The organism is Clostridium sp. Cult2 (assembly GCF_021655075.1).
GTDB lineage: Bacteria > Bacillota > Clostridia > Tissierellales > Tepidimicrobiaceae > Schnuerera.
In genome coordinates, this window is the sequence record NZ_PPXX01000034.1 from 24,234 (window position 1) to 42,397 (window position 18,164).

Annotated in this window: 20 protein-coding genes; 19 read left to right on the top strand and 1 reads right to left on the bottom strand. The window is 34.0% G+C overall.

Annotated elements, in window-relative coordinates:
* Positions 1–4 precede the first annotated feature (4 nt).
* Complete coding sequence (locus C3E90_RS03920) at positions 5–1,624, top strand: gamma-glutamyltransferase family protein (protein ID WP_236914335.1); 1,620 nt, start codon at positions 5–7, stop codon at positions 1,622–1,624.
* Between the two features lies 1 nt (position 1,625).
* On the opposite strand, the gene C3E90_RS03925 is transcribed toward C3E90_RS03920, so the two are convergent.
* Positions 1,626–2,336 (bottom strand): ZIP family metal transporter, encoded by a 711-nt coding sequence (locus C3E90_RS03925; RefSeq protein ID WP_236914336.1) that lies wholly within the window; start codon positions 2,334–2,336, stop codon positions 1,626–1,628.
* Positions 2,337–2,548: 212 nt separating this feature from the next.
* On the opposite strand from C3E90_RS03925, the gene C3E90_RS03930 reads away from it, so the two are divergent.
* The 18 genes from C3E90_RS03930 to atpA all read left to right on the top strand — a co-directional run bounded on the left by C3E90_RS03930 (position 2,549) and on the right by atpA (position 18,136).
* Positions 2,549–3,598, top strand: coding sequence for an L-threonylcarbamoyladenylate synthase (locus C3E90_RS03930; RefSeq protein WP_236914398.1), 1,050 nt, complete (start codon positions 2,549–2,551; stop codon positions 3,596–3,598).
* A 12-nt stretch (positions 3,599–3,610) separates the two neighbouring features.
* Positions 3,611–4,063, top strand: coding sequence for a low molecular weight protein arginine phosphatase (locus tag C3E90_RS03935; RefSeq protein WP_236914337.1), 453 nt, complete (start codon positions 3,611–3,613; stop codon positions 4,061–4,063).
* Between the two features lie 17 nt (positions 4,064–4,080).
* Positions 4,081–4,524: a ribose 5-phosphate isomerase B gene (rpiB, locus tag C3E90_RS03940; RefSeq protein ID WP_236914338.1), complete on the top strand. Its 444-nt coding sequence runs from the start codon at positions 4,081–4,083 to the stop codon at positions 4,522–4,524.
* Positions 4,525–4,569: 45 nt separating this feature from the next.
* Complete coding sequence (gene upp / locus C3E90_RS03945; protein WP_236914339.1) at positions 4,570–5,199, top strand: uracil phosphoribosyltransferase; 630 nt, start codon at positions 4,570–4,572, stop codon at positions 5,197–5,199.
* A 99-nt stretch (positions 5,200–5,298) separates the two neighbouring features.
* Complete coding sequence (locus tag C3E90_RS03950) at positions 5,299–6,522, top strand: L-lactate MFS transporter (protein WP_442870556.1); 1,224 nt, start codon at positions 5,299–5,301, stop codon at positions 6,520–6,522.
* A gap of 167 nt (positions 6,523–6,689) precedes the next feature.
* Positions 6,690–7,736 carry a glycosyltransferase family 4 protein gene (locus C3E90_RS03955; RefSeq protein ID WP_236914341.1) on the top strand — a complete coding sequence of 349 codons (1,047 nt, stop codon included), beginning with the start codon at positions 6,690–6,692 and terminating at the stop codon, positions 7,734–7,736.
* Positions 7,723–8,850: a non-hydrolyzing UDP-N-acetylglucosamine 2-epimerase gene (gene wecB / locus C3E90_RS03960; RefSeq protein WP_236914342.1), complete on the top strand. Its 1,128-nt coding sequence runs from the start codon at positions 7,723–7,725 to the stop codon at positions 8,848–8,850. Before C3E90_RS03955 ends, wecB begins: the two co-directional genes overlap by 14 nt.
* 10 nt (positions 8,851–8,860) lie before the next feature.
* Complete coding sequence (locus C3E90_RS03965; RefSeq protein ID WP_236914343.1) at positions 8,861–10,579, top strand: sigma 54-interacting transcriptional regulator; 1,719 nt, start codon at positions 8,861–8,863, stop codon at positions 10,577–10,579.
* A 336-nt stretch (positions 10,580–10,915) separates the two neighbouring features.
* On the top strand, positions 10,916–12,094 hold the full coding sequence (locus C3E90_RS03970; protein WP_236914344.1) for an acetyl-CoA C-acetyltransferase: 1,179 nt from the start codon (positions 10,916–10,918) through the stop codon (positions 12,092–12,094).
* Between the two features lie 193 nt (positions 12,095–12,287).
* A complete protein-coding gene (gene atoD, locus C3E90_RS03975) occupies positions 12,288–12,944 on the top strand; it encodes an acetate CoA-transferase subunit alpha (protein WP_236914345.1) in 657 nt (218 codons plus the stop codon).
* Positions 12,945–12,961: 17 nt separating this feature from the next.
* A complete protein-coding gene (locus C3E90_RS03980) occupies positions 12,962–13,621 on the top strand; it encodes a 3-oxoacid CoA-transferase subunit B (protein ID WP_272879058.1) in 660 nt (219 codons plus the stop codon).
* Positions 13,622–13,841: 220 nt separating this feature from the next.
* Positions 13,842–14,069 (top strand): AtpZ/AtpI family protein, encoded by a 228-nt coding sequence (locus tag C3E90_RS03985; RefSeq protein WP_236914346.1) that lies wholly within the window; start codon positions 13,842–13,844, stop codon positions 14,067–14,069.
* Positions 14,070–14,073: 4 nt separating this feature from the next.
* Positions 14,074–14,463, top strand: a complete 390-nt coding sequence (locus tag C3E90_RS03990) for an ATP synthase subunit I (RefSeq protein ID WP_236914347.1) — start codon at positions 14,074–14,076, stop codon at positions 14,461–14,463.
* A gap of 61 nt (positions 14,464–14,524) precedes the next feature.
* On the top strand, positions 14,525–15,196 hold the full coding sequence (atpB, locus tag C3E90_RS03995; protein ID WP_236914349.1) for a F0F1 ATP synthase subunit A: 672 nt from the start codon (positions 14,525–14,527) through the stop codon (positions 15,194–15,196).
* Between the two features lie 31 nt (positions 15,197–15,227).
* A complete protein-coding gene (gene atpE, locus C3E90_RS04000; RefSeq protein ID WP_236914350.1) occupies positions 15,228–15,512 on the top strand; it encodes an ATP synthase F0 subunit C in 285 nt (94 codons plus the stop codon).
* Positions 15,513–15,578: 66 nt separating this feature from the next.
* The gene (gene atpF / locus C3E90_RS04005) at positions 15,579–16,085 is read left to right on the top strand and encodes a F0F1 ATP synthase subunit B (protein WP_236914351.1); all 507 of its coding nucleotides are present in this window, start codon (positions 15,579–15,581) and stop codon (positions 16,083–16,085) included.
* Positions 16,073–16,615: a F0F1 ATP synthase subunit delta gene (locus C3E90_RS04010; RefSeq protein WP_236914352.1), complete on the top strand. Its 543-nt coding sequence runs from the start codon at positions 16,073–16,075 to the stop codon at positions 16,613–16,615. The genes atpF and C3E90_RS04010 overlap by 13 nt, the downstream gene beginning before the upstream one ends.
* An 18-nt stretch (positions 16,616–16,633) precedes the next feature.
* Positions 16,634–18,136, top strand: coding sequence for a F0F1 ATP synthase subunit alpha (gene atpA / locus C3E90_RS04015; protein ID WP_236914353.1), 1,503 nt, complete (start codon positions 16,634–16,636; stop codon positions 18,134–18,136).
* The last annotated feature ends 28 nt before the right edge of the window (positions 18,137–18,164 follow it).

Here is an 18,164-nt window from a genome sequence, read left to right on the forward strand (position 1 = left end):
ATATATGAAATTTGAATTCAATCCATTAGTCTATCATTATCCATCAAGGAGAAATGTAATCTATGGCAAAAAGGGTATGGTAGCTACTGGAAATCCATTGGCAGCAAATGCAGGGTTAGAAATATTAAAAAAAGGTGGAAATGCAATTGATGCAGCCGTAGCAACGGCAGCTACTTTAACAGTGGTAGAACCAACTGCTAATGGCATAGGTGGAGATGCTTTTGCATTGGTTTGGACAAAAGGAAAATTACATGGTCTTAATGCTAGTGGACCTTCTCCTAAAAAGATAAGCATTAAAGCATTAAAACAAAGAGGATTAGATAGTATTCCAACTGTTGGAGTAGTTCCAGTAAATGTGCCAGGAGTTCCTGCAGCTTGGGCTGAATTATGGAAAAAATTTGGTTCCTCATTAGAGTTTAAGGAATTATTAAAGCCAGCTATTTCCTATGCAAGAGAAGGTTTTATTATCCAACCAGGCGTTGGAAGTGTATGGAAAAAATCCTTCAATAAATTTTCTAAAGCATTAAAAGAGGACAAATCCATTGAAGGATGGTTTGATACCTTTGCACCAGAGGGTAAATGTATGAGAGCAGGAGACTTACTCTGTTTGGAAGATCATGGAAATACCTTAGAAGAAATAGGAAACACTCTTTCAGAAACCATATATAGGGGAGAATTAGCTGAAAAAATTGCTCTTTTCTTTAAAGAAAATGATGGATTTTTGGAGCTATCGGATTTAGAGGATTATTATCCAGAATGGGTAGAACCAATATCTACTGATTATAAAGGTTTCGATGTATATGAAATACCTCCAAACGGTCATGGGATTACTGTATTAATGGCATTAAATATATTAAAACAATTAAAACTTGATGATATGAACTCCTTCAATAGCACCCATTATCAGATTGAAGCTCTCAAATTGGCTTTTAAAGACGCTAAAGAATATGTGGCGGATCCTAAGTCCATGAAAGTATCAGTAGAAGAACTTTTGTCCATGGAATATGCCAGAAGTAGGGCTAAACTAATCAATGAAAAGGCAATATTGCCTGAAGTAGGGAAACCTTCAAAGAGTGGTACCGTCTACCTAGCAACTGCTGATCAATATGGGAATATGGTTTCCTATATTCAAAGTAATTATATGGGCTTTGGCTCTGGAATAGTTATTCCAAATACGGGTATTGCAATGCATAATCGAGGTTGTAACTTTAGTTTAGACCCAAATTCAGACAACGCTCTAGAAGGAGGTAAAAAACCCTATCACACTATAATACCAGGATTTTTAATGAAGGATGGAAAGCCAGTTGGTCCCTTTGGAGTAATGGGAGGCTTTATGCAACCACAGGGACATTTACAAGTATTAATCAATACTATTGAGTATAAATTAAATCCTCAGGATGCTTTGGATAGACCTAGATGGCAATGGGTAGGAGATAAAACAATTGAAGTGGAGCAATCCTTTGATAACAATTTGGCCCTTCAATTAGAAAGGGCTTGCCATAATATTGTAGTTAAAGCTGATAGTGTAGGATTTGGTAGAGGAGAAATTATCTGGAGAGACCATAATGGTATATTATGTGGAGCTTGTGAACCAAGAACCGACGGATATGTAGCCGTTTGGTAGACTAAAAATATAATACAATTCCAATTACAAATCCAATTACTATGCCTATAGATGAAGCCCTCCCTTTGTGGAGGGTTTTTGCGCTGGGTATTATTTCATCGCAAATTATATATAGCATAGTACCACCAGCAAAGGATAGGCATAAAGAGATAAATATATTTGAAATCATTCCTATATAAGCACCTAAAAATGCACCTATTCCTGTGGGGATTCCCGTTATTAGGGTGTAGAAAATAATTTTGAGAGAAGATTTATTTCCAACTCTTAAAGGTATGGCCATGGACAATCCCTCTGGTATATTATGTAATAACATAGCTAAGGAAAGAACAGGTCCTAAATTGGACATGGTTAAAAAACTAGAACCTAAGGCTAAACCTTCAGGAAAATTGTGGACTGCTATACTTATGCCTAAAAGCAAACTGCTCTTTACAAGAGGATTTTTTATCATCTGTTCTACGTGCTTTTCTACGAATATTACCAGTATAATACCTAATAAAATCCCAATAATAGCAATAAATAAACCTCCAAGAATAAAGGACTCAGGTAGCAGATGAAAGGTTACAATAAACAACATAAATCCTCCAGTTAATCCTAATAGGAAAGATAGAGTTCTATTGGTGTTTTTAACAAAAAGAGAAACCAACCCACCAAGGCCTGTGCCTACCATACCTACAACAAAACCATAAATTGTTATTATCCATATATCTTTCATATTCTCACCCTTTCTATATAATTAATATTCTAAGGATTAGATAATAAGAACAATTTTCCAATTATAAAGACAGGAGAAAAAATTCTCCTGTCTCAATTATGCATTGTACTAATAGCTAGTAAAATTTAAAAGAAAAATTTGTTTAATTATCCACCTTATAATGTATAATAGTACATGAAGAAGACATGAAAAGAAGGGAAATTATGAAGCCAATAAAAACCAAAGTAATTAAAGTAAATGGAATAAACCCAGAAAAGGAACTGGTAATGGAAGGAGCAAAATTCATTAAAGAAGGAAAGCTGGTAGCTTTTCCTACAGAAACCGTCTATGGTCTAGGAGCAAATGGGCTTAATGAAGAGGCGGTAAAGGAAATATTTATTGCAAAGGGTAGACCACAGGATAATCCTTTAATACTGCATGTATCTTCTACAGAAGACATAAAGCCTTTAGTACAATTTATATCCAAGGAAGCAAAAATGCTAATAGAAAGGTTTTGGCCAGGACCCTTAACAATATTGTTCAAAAAAAGCAATGTAGTTCCAGACATTATAACTGCTGGACTTGATACAGTAGCGATTAGAATGCCTAATCATCCTATTGCTTTTGGGCTCATTAAAAGGAGTGGCGTACCTATTGCTGCACCTTCTGCTAATACCTCTGGTAAACCTAGCCCTACATCAGCTAGTCATGTTATAGAGGATTTATATGGGAAAGTCCATATGATAATAGATGGTGGCGCTACTGGGGTAGGCCTTGAATCTACGGTTTTAGATTTAACTGGGGATATACCCATGATACTAAGGCCCGGTGGAATAACCTTGGAGGATTTACAGAAGGTAATTCCCAGTGTAAAAGAGGATTTGAGCATTATCAAAGATAATAAGAATATTATCCCTAAATCCCCTGGACAAAAATATAGACATTATGCTCCAAAGGCAGATATGATAGTATTTGTTGGAGATGTAGAGGATATGGTTAAAGAAATAATAATAAAAGCAAAAAAAATCACATCTCAAGGGAAAACCGTTGGCATAATGGCTACAGATGAGACCAAGGATAGATATGAAGAAGGGCTAGTAATATCTGTAGGAAGTAGAAAAAACATGGAAACCATTGGTCATAATCTTTTTAACACCATTAGGTTGTTTGACGAAAAAAATGTAGACATAATTCTTGCTGAAGGAGTAGAGTTATCTTATATTGGTACAGCTATTATGAATAGATTAAAAAAGGCTTCAGGAGGAAATATAATAAAGGTATAAGGAGAGAGAAAGGTGAATATACTTTTTGTTTGCACTGGTAATACTTGTAGAAGCCCTATGGCAAAAGCACTTTTAGAGGAGATGGCTAAAGAAAAAGGGCTTGATATAAATGTAAAGTCCGCAGGTGTATTTGCTTTTGATGGAGAAAAGGCTTCTAAAGGTGCTATTGAATCCATGAAGGCAGAAGGATTAGATTTGAAAGGCCATAGAGCAAATATTATCCATAGAGATTTATTGGAGGAGGCAGATTTAATTCTAACCATGGGATTATCTCATAAAGAATTACTAATATCCAAGTTTGATTTTATCCAAGGAAAGGTTTATACTTTGAAAGAGTACGCCTATGGGAAAGAAGAAGACATAGATGACCCTTTTGGTGGAAATATCCAGGCCTATAATAAGGCGAAAGAAGATATAAAAGAAGCGCTAAAAGAAATGGTTAATCAATTGACAGAAGGCAATTGAAAAAGGAGGAGATAAAATTGAAAATTGGCATAGGTAGTGATCATGGCGGTTTTGAATTAAAGGAACATATAAAAGAATTTTTGAAAGAAGAAGGTATTGAATATATGGACTATGGTACCAATTCCTTAGATTCTGTGGATTATCCTGATTATGGACGAAAACTTTCAGAAGCAGTAATAGCTGGAGAAGTGGAAAGAGGCATAGCTATATGTGGTACTGGAATAGGCATTTCCATTACTTGTAATAAGGTAAGGGGTATTAGATGTGCCCTTTGTAGTGATACCTATTCTGCTAGGATGAGTATAGAACATAATAATGCTAATATTATTGCATTAGGTGGAAGGGTAATAGGAAAGGACTTAGCTATAGAGATAGTATCTACCTGGCTTAAAGCAGAATTTCTAGGTGGAAGACATGAAAGAAGGGTAAATAAAATTTCTGATATAGAAGCTAATTTGTGATATAATTATTAAGAAGTTTTTAAACTATAGGAAAGGAGTTTTTTCATGGGAAAGGTTATCGTATTAGATCATCCATTAATTAAGCACAAACTTACATTTATTAGGGACAAAGACACTGGCCCAAAGGAATTTAGGGAATTGGTAAAAGAAATTTCTACCCTGATGGCTTATGAAGTTACTAGGGATTTATCTTTAGAGGAAGTAGAAATTGAAACTCCTTTAGCTAAAACCAAATCCCAGGTTATCTCCGGTAAAAAGCTTGGATTAGTACCTATATTAAGAGCTGGCCTTGGAATGGTAGAAGGGATGTTAGATTTACTTCCTGCTGCCAAGGTAGGACATATTGGTCTTTATAGAGATCCAGAAACCTTTAAACCTGTGGAGTATTATTGTAAATTACCTCAGGATATTGAAGAGAGGGATTTAATCATATTAGACCCAATGTTAGCAACTGGAGGTTCAGCAACAGCTGCCATCAAGTTTTTAAAAGAAAGAGGGGCTACAAATATTAAGTTAGTATGCTTAATAGCAGCACCACAAGGAATAGAAGCAGTCCACAGCAAATATCCAGACGTGGACATATATGTAACTAGTATTGATGAAGGTTTAAATGATCATGCTTATATAGTTCCAGGTTTTGGAGATGCAGGGGATAGATTATTCGGTACAAAATAATACAATAAATTATGCGAGCTAGGTTTCATCTTATGGCTCGCTTATTATTATATGAAGCTAATGGTTAGTTGTATAGGAGGCTAAATAATGGAGAAAAATATTAAATCAAAAGGTTTAGTGGTACTAGGAGCAGCTACAGGGATAAATTTTGTTTCTGGAGTGCTCTATACTTGGAGTGTTATAAGTAAAGCTCTTATTACTCAATTGAACTGGACAAGTAAAGAGGCTTCTTTGCCTTATACCATTGCAACCATTTCTTTTGTAATTGCCATGGTAATCTTTGGAAGGGTTCAAGACCAAAAAGGACCTAAGCTAACAGGTACTATTGGTGGAGTTCTAATGGGTTTAGGATTTATATTATCTGGCTTTACCACCAACCCTAATATGATGATATTGACTGTTGGAATAATAGCTGGAGTAGGTATAGGCACATTAAATGCTTCAACTACGCCACCTACAGTTAAATGGTTCCCACCAGAAAAAAAGGGTTTGATTACGGGTATAGTAGTGGCGGGGGTTGGATTGTCTTCAATTTTATATTCTCCTTTAGCAAATTACATAATGAATATTAAATGTGTATCTATTACTTTCATCTACATAGGAATGATTGGACTTATTGTATCCGTGGTTTTAGCACAATTTTTAAAGAATCCCCCAGAAGGCTATAAACCTATTAGCAAAAGAAACCCTAGGGAGAATAATAATATTTCATTTTCCAATAGAGATTATGAATGGAAGGAAATGATAAAAACTACAAATTTTTATAAACTATGGTTAATGTTAGGGCTTTCATCTTCAGCAGGACTGATGATAACAGGTCATATTACCAATATAGCAAAAGTACAAATCAATTGGGAAAGCGGTTTTTTACTAGTCATATTATTGGCTTTATTTAATACTTTTGGAAGATTATTAGGTGGAAGTATGTCTGATAAAATAGGTAGAATAAATACTATGAGAATTATATTTATCCTTCAAGGAATAAACATGTTTCTATTTAGTAAATATATGAATATTGGCCTTATGTCAGTAGGAGTTGCCATTGCAGGGTTGTGTTATGGCGCGGGTTTTGCCATATTTCCATCAGCTACATCTGATTTATATGGAACAAAAAACTTTGGTGTTAATTATGGGTTAATATATACTGGTTGGGGTCTTGGCGGCACCATTGGCCCTATGACAGGAGCAGCCATATTTGATAGTACCCAAAGCTATAACAAGGCATATATTGTAGCTTTTATATTATTGATATTGTCTGTATTAATAACCTATACCATTAAAAGCCCTAGAGAAAGTATGGGTATAGAAGAAAAATTAAATTGATTAAAGAAGAAATAATTATTTCGGAGTTTCTGGTTCTTTGGAGATGAAAAAATATTTGAAATAGTTTATGGGAGATTAGTCTTTGTAAATAACCCATTTCTATAATTGACTTATTCATCATTATAATATAGAATTTTAAGAGAACTTATATTAAGGAGCGAAAATATATGGAAAATACATTGGTACCATTTATTATATCAGCAATTATATCATTATTCATGACTCCGGTAGCAAGAAAATTAGCCATAAAATTTGGAGCTGTAGATATTCCCAAAGACGAGAGAAGAATACATAATAAACCCATGCCTTTAATGGGAGGGTTAGCAATTTATATTGCAATCCTTATTTCATCTTTATTATTTCTTCCAATAGATAAAACCTTAATTTCAATTATTATAGGAGGAACTATTATATTTATATCCGGTATAATAGATGATATAAAGGGCTTAACCCCAAAGGCAAAATTGGTGTTCCAAATAATAGCTGCTATTATATTGATCTTTGGGGATGTGAAGATAGAGGCAATAACCAATCCTTTCGGTGAACCAGGTACTCTATTATCGTTAAATGGTTTTTCCATTCCTATAACCATATTTTGGGTAGTTGGAATTACCAATACACTGAACCTAATAGATGGTCTAGACGGTTTGGCAGCAGGGGTAGCTATGATTGCTAGTTTATCCTTTTTATTTGTTGCTAATAAATTCAACTATATTCCAGTTATGATTATGTCTGCTATAGTTGCAGGGTCCTGTCTTGGATTTTTACCTTATAATTTCAATCCTGCTAAAATATTTATGGGAGATACAGGGGCTTTATTCTTAGGTTTTATATTGGCTTCCTTATCCATAGAAGGAGTTATGAAATCCGTTGCAACTATTGCAGTAGTAGTTCCAATAATAATTCTTGGAGTCCCTATATTTGATACAACCTTTGCAATATTTAGAAGGCTGTTAAATGGTAGGTCTATTGCAGAAGCAGATAAGGGACATCTTCATCATAGATTGTTAAAAATGGGATATTCTCAGAAAAAAACGGTATTAATATTGTATTCCATCTCTGCTATCTTTGGATTATGTGCTTTTTTTATAGCTAAGACTAATAGTAAAAGGGCAGTTTTTATTGCTGTAATAGTATTTGTTCTTACTATATTACTAGCTGGCAAGATGGGACTAATTAGTGGGAAAAAGAGGGATGAAAATGACAAAGATTAAAGTTATGACAGTATTTGGAACAAGACCAGAAGGGATTAAAATGGCCCCTATTATTAAGGTTATGGAAAATATTTCAGAAATAGACAATACCATATGTATAACGGCTCAACATAGGGAAATGTTAGATCAAGTACTTAACCTTTTTCATATAGAACCAGATTATGATTTAAATATTTTCAAACCTGGGCAAAGTCTTACTGAAATAACCATGAAGGCTCTAGAAGGTTTAGAAAAGGTAATAACCGAGGTAAAACCTCATGTATTGTTAGTTCAAGGAGATACTAGCACCGTATTTGCAGGAGCATTAGCTGCCTTCTATCAAAAGATAAAGATAGGCCATGTAGAGGCAGGCCTAAGGTCAGGAAATCTATATTCTCCTTATCCAGAAGAGGCAAATAGAAAGCTTACTGGGACACTCACGGATTTTCATTTTGCACCAACTGAGACCAACAGGGACAACCTTTTGAAAGAAGGATATTCAGATGAGAAGATATTTGTTACAGGGAATACGGTAATAGACGCCTTACAGTATGCAGTTAAAAAAGATTATAATTTTCAAATACCTTTATTAAATGATTTGGACTATAGAGATAAAAAGATAATACTATTGACCTCCCATAGGAGGGAGAATATAGGGAAGCCTATGAAAAACATTTTCTCTGCCATAAACCAAATAGCGTTAAAATATGATGAGGTGGAAGTAGTATTTCCAATCCATTTAAATCCTAAGGTTAGGGAAATAGCTAACGAAATATTCCAAGGCAATAGAAGAGTTCATTTAATAGAACCATTGGACTATGAGCCATTTACTAATCTAATGGCAAAATCCTACTTAGTAGTTACAGATTCAGGAGGACTTCAAGAAGAAGCTCCAAGTTTGGGAAAACCGGTACTGGTAGTAAGAGAAGAAACGGAAAGACCCGAAGGAATAGAAGCGGGAACTGCTAAACTTGTAGGAACTGATTATGATAACATATTAAAAGAAATGGATATTTTGATATTCAATCAAAAAGAATACGATAAGATGGCCAATGCGGTAAATCCTTATGGTGATGGTAGGGCTTCAGAAAGGATTGCAGATATTATCCTGAAACATGGAGTTCCCAAAAAATAGGAGTGATTTTATGAACTTTCCAGTTCACAGTATAGGGTTTTTGAACTTTTTGTTAAATTCCCTTTTAGATGGCATACTTATTATAGATAAGAATAGAAAGGTTTCCTATGGAAATACTGCAGTTTTGAGAATGCTAGATATAGAGGAAGGAGAACTTAAATCCCTTCCATTTCCGAATTCCATCAAAGATGAAAAGTTAAGAGAGTTCTTCCTTTTAAGTGGGAAAACAAAAGAGAAAGAATTTAATTTAAAAGGTAGCCATCTATTGTTAAAATATATTCCTTATAAGATTGATAATAAGTTATTAAATCATATATTTATAATTCGAGATATAACAGATATTAAGGATTCCCAAAGCCAATTACTAGAGGAAAAAATGAGTTTGGATATGATAGAAGACCTTCTTCAATATGCCTATGAAGGCTTTGCCCTAGTTGACAGTGAAGGTAAAATTGTAAAATGGAATTATGAGGAATTACTAGGGATAAAGGAAGAAGATGCTATAGGGAAACCTGTAAGTCAAGTCATTGAAAATACAAGATTAGACGTAGTTGTAAAAACTGGCAAGAAAGAAATAAGACATATTCAAAGGATACAAGGTCATGATATGGTAGCTAATAGAGTCCCTATTATTCGTAGTGGAAAAATCATAGGAGCTGTGGGAGCAGTATTATTTAGAGATGCTAGCGACATAAGAGAAATGGCAAAGGGATTAATTGAATTGGAAAACAAAATCAATGAATATAAAGGTGAAATTGAAAGATTACAGGATAGTAGATACACCTTTGATAGCATTATTACTCAAGATTCGAAGATGGAATATTTAAAGAAATTAGGGAGAACTGCTGCACAATCTAATTCTACAGTATTAATATTAGGAGAATCAGGTACTGGGAAGGAACTATTTGCTCAGGCAATCCATAAAGCTAGCTATAGAAAATTTGGACCCTTTACGCCAATTAATTGCGCTGCTATACCTAGAGAATTGTTGGAATCAGAATTGTTTGGCTATGAATCAGGAGCTTTTACCGGGGCAAAAAGAGGAGGAAAACCAGGAAAATTTGAATTAGCCACTGGAGGAACCATATTTTTAGATGAAATTGGGGACATGCCTCTAGAAATGCAGGTAAAATTATTGCGAGTATTGGAAGAGAAAGAGTTTGAAAGAGTAGGTGGCAATCAAAAAATAATATTAGATGCTAGAATCATTGCAGCCACCAATGAAAAAATAGAAGAGGCAGTGGAAAAAGGCAGATTTAGAGAAGATTTATATTATAGATTGAATGTAATTAACATAGATATTCCCCCTCTTAGGGAGAGGATAGGAGATATTCCTTTGATATCAGAACATCTACTGAATTATCTGGTGCAGGAGTTGAATACTGAAAAAAAGATTATTGCTAAAGAAACAATAGATATATTGATGAAATACCATTGGCCAGGAAATGTAAGAGAGCTTAGAAATGTGTTAGAAAGAGCTATTAATCTATCCACTCAACAAATTATATTACCTCATCATCTACCAGAGAGATTAATAAAGAATAAAATATATACGGATAGCTGTAAAAAAGTCTATCCTCTAAGGGATGTAGTAGCTGAAGCAGAAAAGGAAGCAATAATAAATGCTATAACTAAGGCAAAAGGTAATAAAACTTTAGCTGCTGAAAACTTAGGAATCCATAGGACTGCTTTATATAAAAAAATTGATAAGTATGGGCTAAGTCTATAATTGTAGCCGAATATCTACAAAACATAGAGTTATGTAGACTATTAGCTACAATCTATGAAAGGACTTTCCTTAAAAATACCAATTGATAAGGCTCATGTACAGCGGTTTGTTAAAAAATAAACAATAAATCGGTGTAGAAAAACATCTACACTCTTTCTTATTATTATAATTCAATAACAGTTTTATCAAAGGAGAAATACATTGTAAACCTTGTAATTTCAATGGATTAAGGAAAATAATTTTTATCCATATAATATTGGCATGATATTTGCAATAATATTATATAGGATAATAAGAAAATTAATATATAAAAAATATTAATAGGAGGTTAGAAGAATGAGAGAAGTTGTTATTGCATCTGGAGTTAGGACAGCAATAGGAACCTTTGGTGGTAGCTTTAAAGATGTTTCAGCAGTGACTTTAGGTACTGTTGTAGCTAAAGAAGCTATGAGTAGGGCTAATATTTCACCAGATATGGTTGATGAAGTCATATTCGGGAATGTATTGCAAGCAGGATTAGGTCAAAATGTGGCAAGACAGGTTTCTATCAACTCAGGAATACCTATAGAGGTACCTTCCTTTACCGTTAACAAAGTTTGTGGCTCAGGGTTAAAGACGGTAGCCTTAGCAGCCCAAGCCATAATGGCAGGAGAAGCAGACATAATATTAGCTGGAGGTACTGAGAACATGTCTCAAGCTCCATATCTGCTGAAGAAGGCTAGATGGGGTCAGAGGATGGGAGATGGAGTCATAGAAGATTATATGGTTAAAGATGGACTTTGGGATATCTTCAATGATTACCATATGGGGGTTACAGCTGAAAATATAGCAGAACAATGGAATCTATCTAGGGAAGAACAAGATCAATTTGCTCTAAGCAGTCAATTAAGAGCAGAAAAAGCTATAAAGGATGGAAGGTTTAAAGATGAAATAGTTCCAGTAGAAGTTCCACAAAGAAAAAAAGACCCAATAATTGTGGATACAGACGAACATCCAAGATTTGGTTCAACTATTGAAGGAATGGCAAAATTAAGGGCAGCTTTCAAAAAAGATGGTACAGTAACAGCTGGAAATGCTTCAGGTATTAATGATGGAGCTGCAGCTTTAGTAATTATGTCCAAGGAAAAAGCTGAAGAATTGGGGATTAAACCTTTAGCTACTATTATATCCTATGCTTCAGCAGGAGTAAATCCTAATATAATGGGAACAGGTCCTATACCTGCAACTAGAAAAGCATTAAAAAAGGCTAAAATGAATATTGAAGATTTAGACTTAGTAGAGGCAAATGAGGCTTTTGCTGCTCAATCTTTAGCAGTGGTGAAGGATTTAGGATTAGACCCAGAAAGGACAAATGTAAATGGAGGAGCTATAGCCCTAGGACATCCAATTGGTGCCTCGGGGGCTAGAATATTGGTTACTCTATTATATGAAATGGAGAAAAGAGAAGCTAAAAACGGGCTGGCGACCTTATGTATAGGCGGCGGACAAGGAATAGCATTAATAGTAAAAAGATAAAAACAATTGAAAATTATCGGGGCGACTTTTGTCGCCCCAAAGATGACAAAATTGTGAATTATTCTAGAAATAAAGTAAAATGACCTCATAAGGATTGTTAAAAAAATCACAATCGAAAAGAATCATAGATAATTGATATTGATGAATAATGGGTAATTGGCTATTACCCATCCAAAAAAATGGAGGTGCATTTATGGAGAAGGTAGTAAGTATAGATGAAGCTATTAACCATATAGAAGACGGTATGACCATTATGGTTGGCGGATTCTTAAGCTGTGGGACTCCCCACAAGCTAGTAGATGCCTTGGTAAAAAAAGGTGTCAAAAATTTAACATTAATTTGTAATGATTCAGGTTTTGTCGATTCAGGTGTGGGAAAATTGGTAGTAAATAAACAAATTAAAAAATTAATAGCTTCCCATGTGGGAACCAACAGGGAAACAGGAAATCAGATGAATTCTGGGGAATTAGAAGTTGTTTTAGTGCCTCAGGGAACTTTAGCAGAACAAGTAAGAGCTGGAGGGTCTGGACTTGGTGGTATATTAACTCCAACAGGTGTAGGTACAGTTGTTGAAGAAGGAAAACAGAAGATTAATATTGATGAAAAAGAGTATCTGTTAGAATTACCATTGAGAGCAGATGTGGCTTTACTATCTGGTCACACTGTGGATAAGACTGGTAATACAGTCTATTATGGAGCTACTAGAAACTTCAACGCCCTTATGGCAACGGCAGCAGATACGGTAATCGTTGAGGCTGAAAATTTAGTGGAAGTAGGAGAGATAGACCCAAATCATGTTGTTACTCCAGGATTATTTATCGATTACATTGCTGTTGGAGGTGACAAATAATGGCTAAAGCTATGATAATGGATAGGGATAAACTGAAGGAAATAATAGCTAAAAGAGTAGCTAAAGAATTAAAGGATGGAGATATAGTAAATTTAGGTATTGGATTACCAACTATGGTAGCTAACTATGTTCCTGAAGGTATAGATGTAACTTTTCAGTCAGAAAATGGATTTATAGGTTTGGGACCAGCGCCTATAGAGGGAGAGGAAGACCAATGTATAGTAAATGCAGGAGGACAGAGTGTAAGTATATTACCCGGTGGAGCTTTCTTTGACTCTTCCACATCCTTTGGGATTATCCGTGGTGGACATGTAGACATAACGGTTTTAGGTGCATTGCAGGTAGATAAAGAGGGGAATTTAGCTAATTGGATGATACCAGGAAAGATGGTACCAGGAATGGGTGGAGCTATGGATTTGGTAGTAGGAGCTAAAAAGGTAATTATTGCTATGGAACACACTGTAAAAGGCAATCATAAAATACTTAATAGATGCAATTTACCCTTAACTGCTGCCAAAGAAGTGGATATGATAGTAACAGAAATGGGAGTAATGGAAATTACAGCTGAGGGAATAGTTCTAAAAGAGATTAACCCAGAGTTTACTGTAGAACAAGTCCAAGAAGCTACAGAGGTAGGACTTATAATAGCGGAAGATTTAGTGGAGATGGAAATATAGAAGAGCCCCAAAAGGGGTTCTTCTATTTAAGTATAAAAAGCATTATAAGGCAAGAATGTTAAATATTGCACAAACTATTAAGAAAATTCTTCAAATAATCTATTTTTTTGTAAAGAAACGTTTGCATTTTTGTTGAATTTGAAGTATATTTATATTATGTATATAATTAATATAAATATATAGTTACATATTTAACAAACTATTGTTTGGAGTGTTTAGTTTGGGTAAAAAGAATGATAAAAATATGCTTCAAAACTTAAGCTTAATAACTCAAATAGGCTTATCTATAATAACTCCTATAATTATAGGAGTATATTTAGGTGGATTTATTGACAAAAAAGTTGGTACAGATATGATATTTACTCTAATATTTATTATAATAGGAGCTGGAGCGGGTTTTTTAAATTTATTCAAACTAGCAGATAAAAACAAAAACAATAGGAAGTGAAATGATGTATAATGATGAAAACCTAACAAATTTGTTAATTAGAAAAACTATTGTATATAGCTTGATTATTGTTGGAATAATGTTTATAGGGTTAAAAGATGCAAAACCTTATGTTCTGGGTTTTGTATTTGGAACAACTATAGGCATATTAGGATTTAAATTAATTGAGAAAACTACTGAAAAAGCAGTTACTATGGAACCATCAAAAGCATATGGCTATTCTATATTCCATTATTTTATACGATACACTATTTATGCAATAGTCCTTATAGTATCAGCTGTAGCTGATTATTTGAATTTTATTACAGCAGTACTTGGATTATTGATGATAAAGATTGTAATTGTAACTTCTGCATTTTATAAAACTAATTACAAGAAAAAAAAGAAAGATTAATCACATTGAAGAAATTTGTTATACTATATTATAGGATTTGAAGAAAGGAGGTTGGAAATATTTGAAAATAGAATTTACATTAAATTTATTTGGTAGGTCTATTTTTATACCAGATACTATCGTTAATGTGTATTTAGTAGTAATCTTATTACTTGTTTTAGCAGCAATAGTAAATAAAAAGGTTAAACAAGTAAGTGCAGATGAGAAACCTTCAAATTTCCTTAATGTGGTTGAACTGGCTGTTGAAGCAGTTGAAAGTTTGGTTAAGCAGACTATGGGAGCTAAACATGTAAGGTTTGCCCCTTATATATTTACTCTTATGGCATTTTTATTGTTTGCTAACCTATTTGGATTGATAGGATTTACACCACCTACATCTGATTATAGTGTAACCTTGACTTTGGCCTTAATAACTTTTACATTGACCCAATTTTTTGGGTTAAAAAACAATGGCCTATTTGGTTACCTAAAGGGGTTTACTGAGCCTATGGCTTTCTTGACTCCTTTAAATGTAATAGGAGAGCTAGCTAATCCTATATCTTTATCTTTCCGTTTATTTGGAAATATTCTAAGTGGTGTAATTATTATGGGATTAGTCTATCAAGCTGTGGGTTTATTGGCACCAATAATTGCCCCACCATTACATGCATATTTTGACCTGTTTTCAGGTGTATTACAAACATTTATCTTTTCTATGCTCACCATGATATTTATAGGTGGCAATTTAGATTAAATTTTCTAAAAATTGGAAGGAGGAAATCAATATGTTACAAGGAATAACAAGTGAAGCTTTTATATTAGGATGTTCAGCAATAGGTGCAGGTTTAGCTATGATAGCAGGTATAGGGCCTGGTATAGGGCAAGGTCATGCTGCAGGTAGAGCAGCAGATGCTGTAGGAAGACAACCAGAGGCTCAAGCAGATATTACTAGAACCATGCTTTTAGGTCAAGCGGTAGCAGAGACAACTGGTATTTATGGATTAGTTATTGCCATAATTCTATTATTCGTTAGACCACTATTAACTGCATATTTGAATCTAGGATTATAAGGAGAAGGGTTCCCTAATACAAAGGAGCCCATCTCATAATACCCCTTATGAAAAGGAGGCTTTGTTATGGAAATAAGGGTAATACCAGAACTCTCATCGATGATTTTAACCTTGTTAGCAGGTTTAATATTATTTTGGGGACTTTCAAAATTATTGTATAAACCAGTTTCTAAAGTACTTAATGATAGAAAAGAAAATATTCAAAAAGATATAGATGGAGCTAAAGCATTAAAAGAAGAAGCTGTGACATTAAAAGCAGAGTATGAGTCAAAGCTTCAAGATGCTAAGAATGAAACTCAGGAAATAATTGAAAATGGAAGAAGACGAGGAGAAGAAATAAAAGAAGATATAATAGTTGAAGCAAAGAAAGAAGCAGAAAATATTGTTGAGAAAGCAAAAAGAGAAATACAAGCTGAAAGGGAAAAAGCCCTTTTAGATGTAAAGATGCAAGCAGGAGAGATGGCAGTATTAATTGCTTCTAAAATAATTGAAAAAGATGTAGACATGGCTTCTCAACAGAATTTAATCGAAAAATTTGTAGATGAGGTAGGTACGAGAGAATGGCAAAATTAGTAGGCAAAAGATATGCTGAAGCTCTCTTTGAAGCTGGTTTAGAATTAAATAAATTGGAAGATTTTAAAGAAGATATTGGTAAAGTTTCGAATATCTTGAAGAATGAAATAGCACTTCAAAAGATATTAAGTCATCCTAAGATTTCAAAGGATGAGAAAAAAGATTTATTATCTTCTATATTTAAGGATAAAGTATCCTATGAGATACTTAATTTTCTATATATTATTGTAGATAAAAGAAGAGAAGGATATTTAATTGAAATATCAAAGGAATTTGAAGAACTGTTTAATGAACATAATAACATTATAGAGGTAACGGCTATAACAGCTATTGATATGAATAAGAAGCTTAAAAACAAGCTAGTTCATGTACTTAGCAACAAAACCAATAAGACTATAATATTAAACAATATTGTAGATAGAAATGTTATAGGCGGAGTTCTTTTAAGGGTAGAAAACAAAATTATAGACGGAACCATAAGAGGACAATTACAAAGTATAGAAAAAACTTTAAAAGGCGCAACATTATAGGAAAGCTGGGGTGAAAAAATGGAGTTAAGACCAGAAGAAATTAGTTCAGTGATAAAAGAACAGATAAAAAATTATGAAAAAAGACTTGATATGGTTGATATAGGAACAGTTATTCAAGTAGGGGATGGTATAGCAAGAGTCCATGGTCTAGAAGCTTGTATGGCTGGTGAATTAATAGAGTTTCCAGGAGAAGTTTACGGAATGGCTCTTAACTTAGAAGAGGATAACGTTGGTTGTGTACTTTTAGGCTCTGATAAGAATATAAAAGAAGGAGATACTGTAAAGAAGACAGGAAGAATAGTAGAAGTTCCTGTTGGTGATGTAATGATAGGTAGGGTTGTTAATGCCTTAGGCCAACCTATTGATGGCAAAGGACCTATTAATGCAACTAAATTTAGACCTATTGAAAGAATTGCACCAGGGGTTATTACAAGAAAATCTGTAAATGAACCTATACAAACAGGAATAAAATCTATTGACTCTATGTTCCCAATTGGTAGAGGCCAAAGGGAGCTTATTATTGGAGATAGACAGACAGGTAAAACTGCTTTAGCAGTAGACACTATAATAAACCAAAAAGGTCATGATGTTATCTGTATATATGTAGCCATTGGACAAAAAAGATCTACTGTAGCTCAAATAGTGGATGTATTTGAAAAAACAGGGGCTATGGATTATACCATTGTAGTTTCTGCTACAGCTAGTGAATTAGCACCATTACAATATATTGCTCCCTATGCAGGAGTAAGTATGGGAGAAGAGTTTATGGATGAGGGCAAGGATGTACTAATTGTCTATGATGACTTATCAAAACATGCCATTGCCTACAGAGCTATGTCTTTATTGTTAAGACGTCCACCAGGAAGAGAAGCATTCCCTGGAGATGTATTCTATTTACACTCAAGGCTTCTTGAAAGAGCTGCAAAATTGGATGAAAAATTTGGTGGAGGTTCTATAACTGCATTACCTATTATAGAAACCTTAGCAGGTGATATTTCTGCATATATTCCAACCAATGTTATTTCAATAACTGATGGTCAAATATTCCTTGAAACGGATTTATTCTTTGCAGGACAAAGACCTGCTATAAATACAGGGTTATCTGTATCAAGGGTTGGAGGAGCAGCTCAAATAAAGGCCATGAAAAAAGTGGCAGGTAGTTTGAAACTTGAATTAGCTCAATATAGAGATTTAGCTGCCTTTGCTCAGTTCGGATCTGAACTTGACAAGGATACACAACGTAGACTTGACCAAGGGGAACGAATGATGGAAATATTAAAGCAGCCTCAATATAGTCCAATGAAAGTAGAAGATCAAGTTGTAATCCTTTATGCTGTAGTAAATGGATTTTTGTCAGATGTTCCTTTAGATAGAGTTGCTCAATTCGAAAAAGATTTCATAACTTATGTAAACAATAATTATCCTGAAATAATTGAGACTATAGGAGAAACCAAGGATTTAACTGATGAAACAACTGAAAAAATTCAAGAGGCTATTGAAGAATTCAAAAAAAGTTTTTAGTATTCCCTTAATAATTTGGGGGTGGAAT

Coding starts and splice junctions, on each gene's coding strand:
- C3E90_RS03925 (WP_236914336.1), bottom strand. CDS start 2,336: ATGAAAGATATATGGATAATAACAATTTATGGTTTTGTTGTAGGTATG.
- atpF (WP_236914351.1), top strand. CDS start 15,579: ATGGAAATAAGGGTAATACCAGAACTCTCATCGATGATTTTAACCTTG.
- C3E90_RS03980 (WP_272879058.1), top strand. CDS start 12,962: ATGGATAGGGATAAACTGAAGGAAATAATAGCTAAAAGAGTAGCTAAA.
- wecB (WP_236914342.1), top strand. CDS start 7,723: ATGACAAAGATTAAAGTTATGACAGTATTTGGAACAAGACCAGAAGGG.
- C3E90_RS03955 (WP_236914341.1), top strand. CDS start 6,690: ATGGAAAATACATTGGTACCATTTATTATATCAGCAATTATATCATTA.
- C3E90_RS03965 (WP_236914343.1), top strand. CDS start 8,861: ATGAACTTTCCAGTTCACAGTATAGGGTTTTTGAACTTTTTGTTAAAT.
- upp (WP_236914339.1), top strand. CDS start 4,570: ATGGGAAAGGTTATCGTATTAGATCATCCATTAATTAAGCACAAACTT.
- atpA (WP_236914353.1), top strand. CDS start 16,634: ATGGAGTTAAGACCAGAAGAAATTAGTTCAGTGATAAAAGAACAGATA.
- C3E90_RS04010 (WP_236914352.1), top strand. CDS start 16,073: ATGGCAAAATTAGTAGGCAAAAGATATGCTGAAGCTCTCTTTGAAGCT.
- C3E90_RS03970 (WP_236914344.1), top strand. CDS start 10,916: ATGAGAGAAGTTGTTATTGCATCTGGAGTTAGGACAGCAATAGGAACC.
- C3E90_RS03990 (WP_236914347.1), top strand. CDS start 14,074: ATGTATAATGATGAAAACCTAACAAATTTGTTAATTAGAAAAACTATT.
- atoD (WP_236914345.1), top strand. CDS start 12,288: ATGGAGAAGGTAGTAAGTATAGATGAAGCTATTAACCATATAGAAGAC.
- atpE (WP_236914350.1), top strand. CDS start 15,228: ATGTTACAAGGAATAACAAGTGAAGCTTTTATATTAGGATGTTCAGCA.
- C3E90_RS03920 (WP_236914335.1), top strand. CDS start 5: ATGAAATTTGAATTCAATCCATTAGTCTATCATTATCCATCAAGGAGA.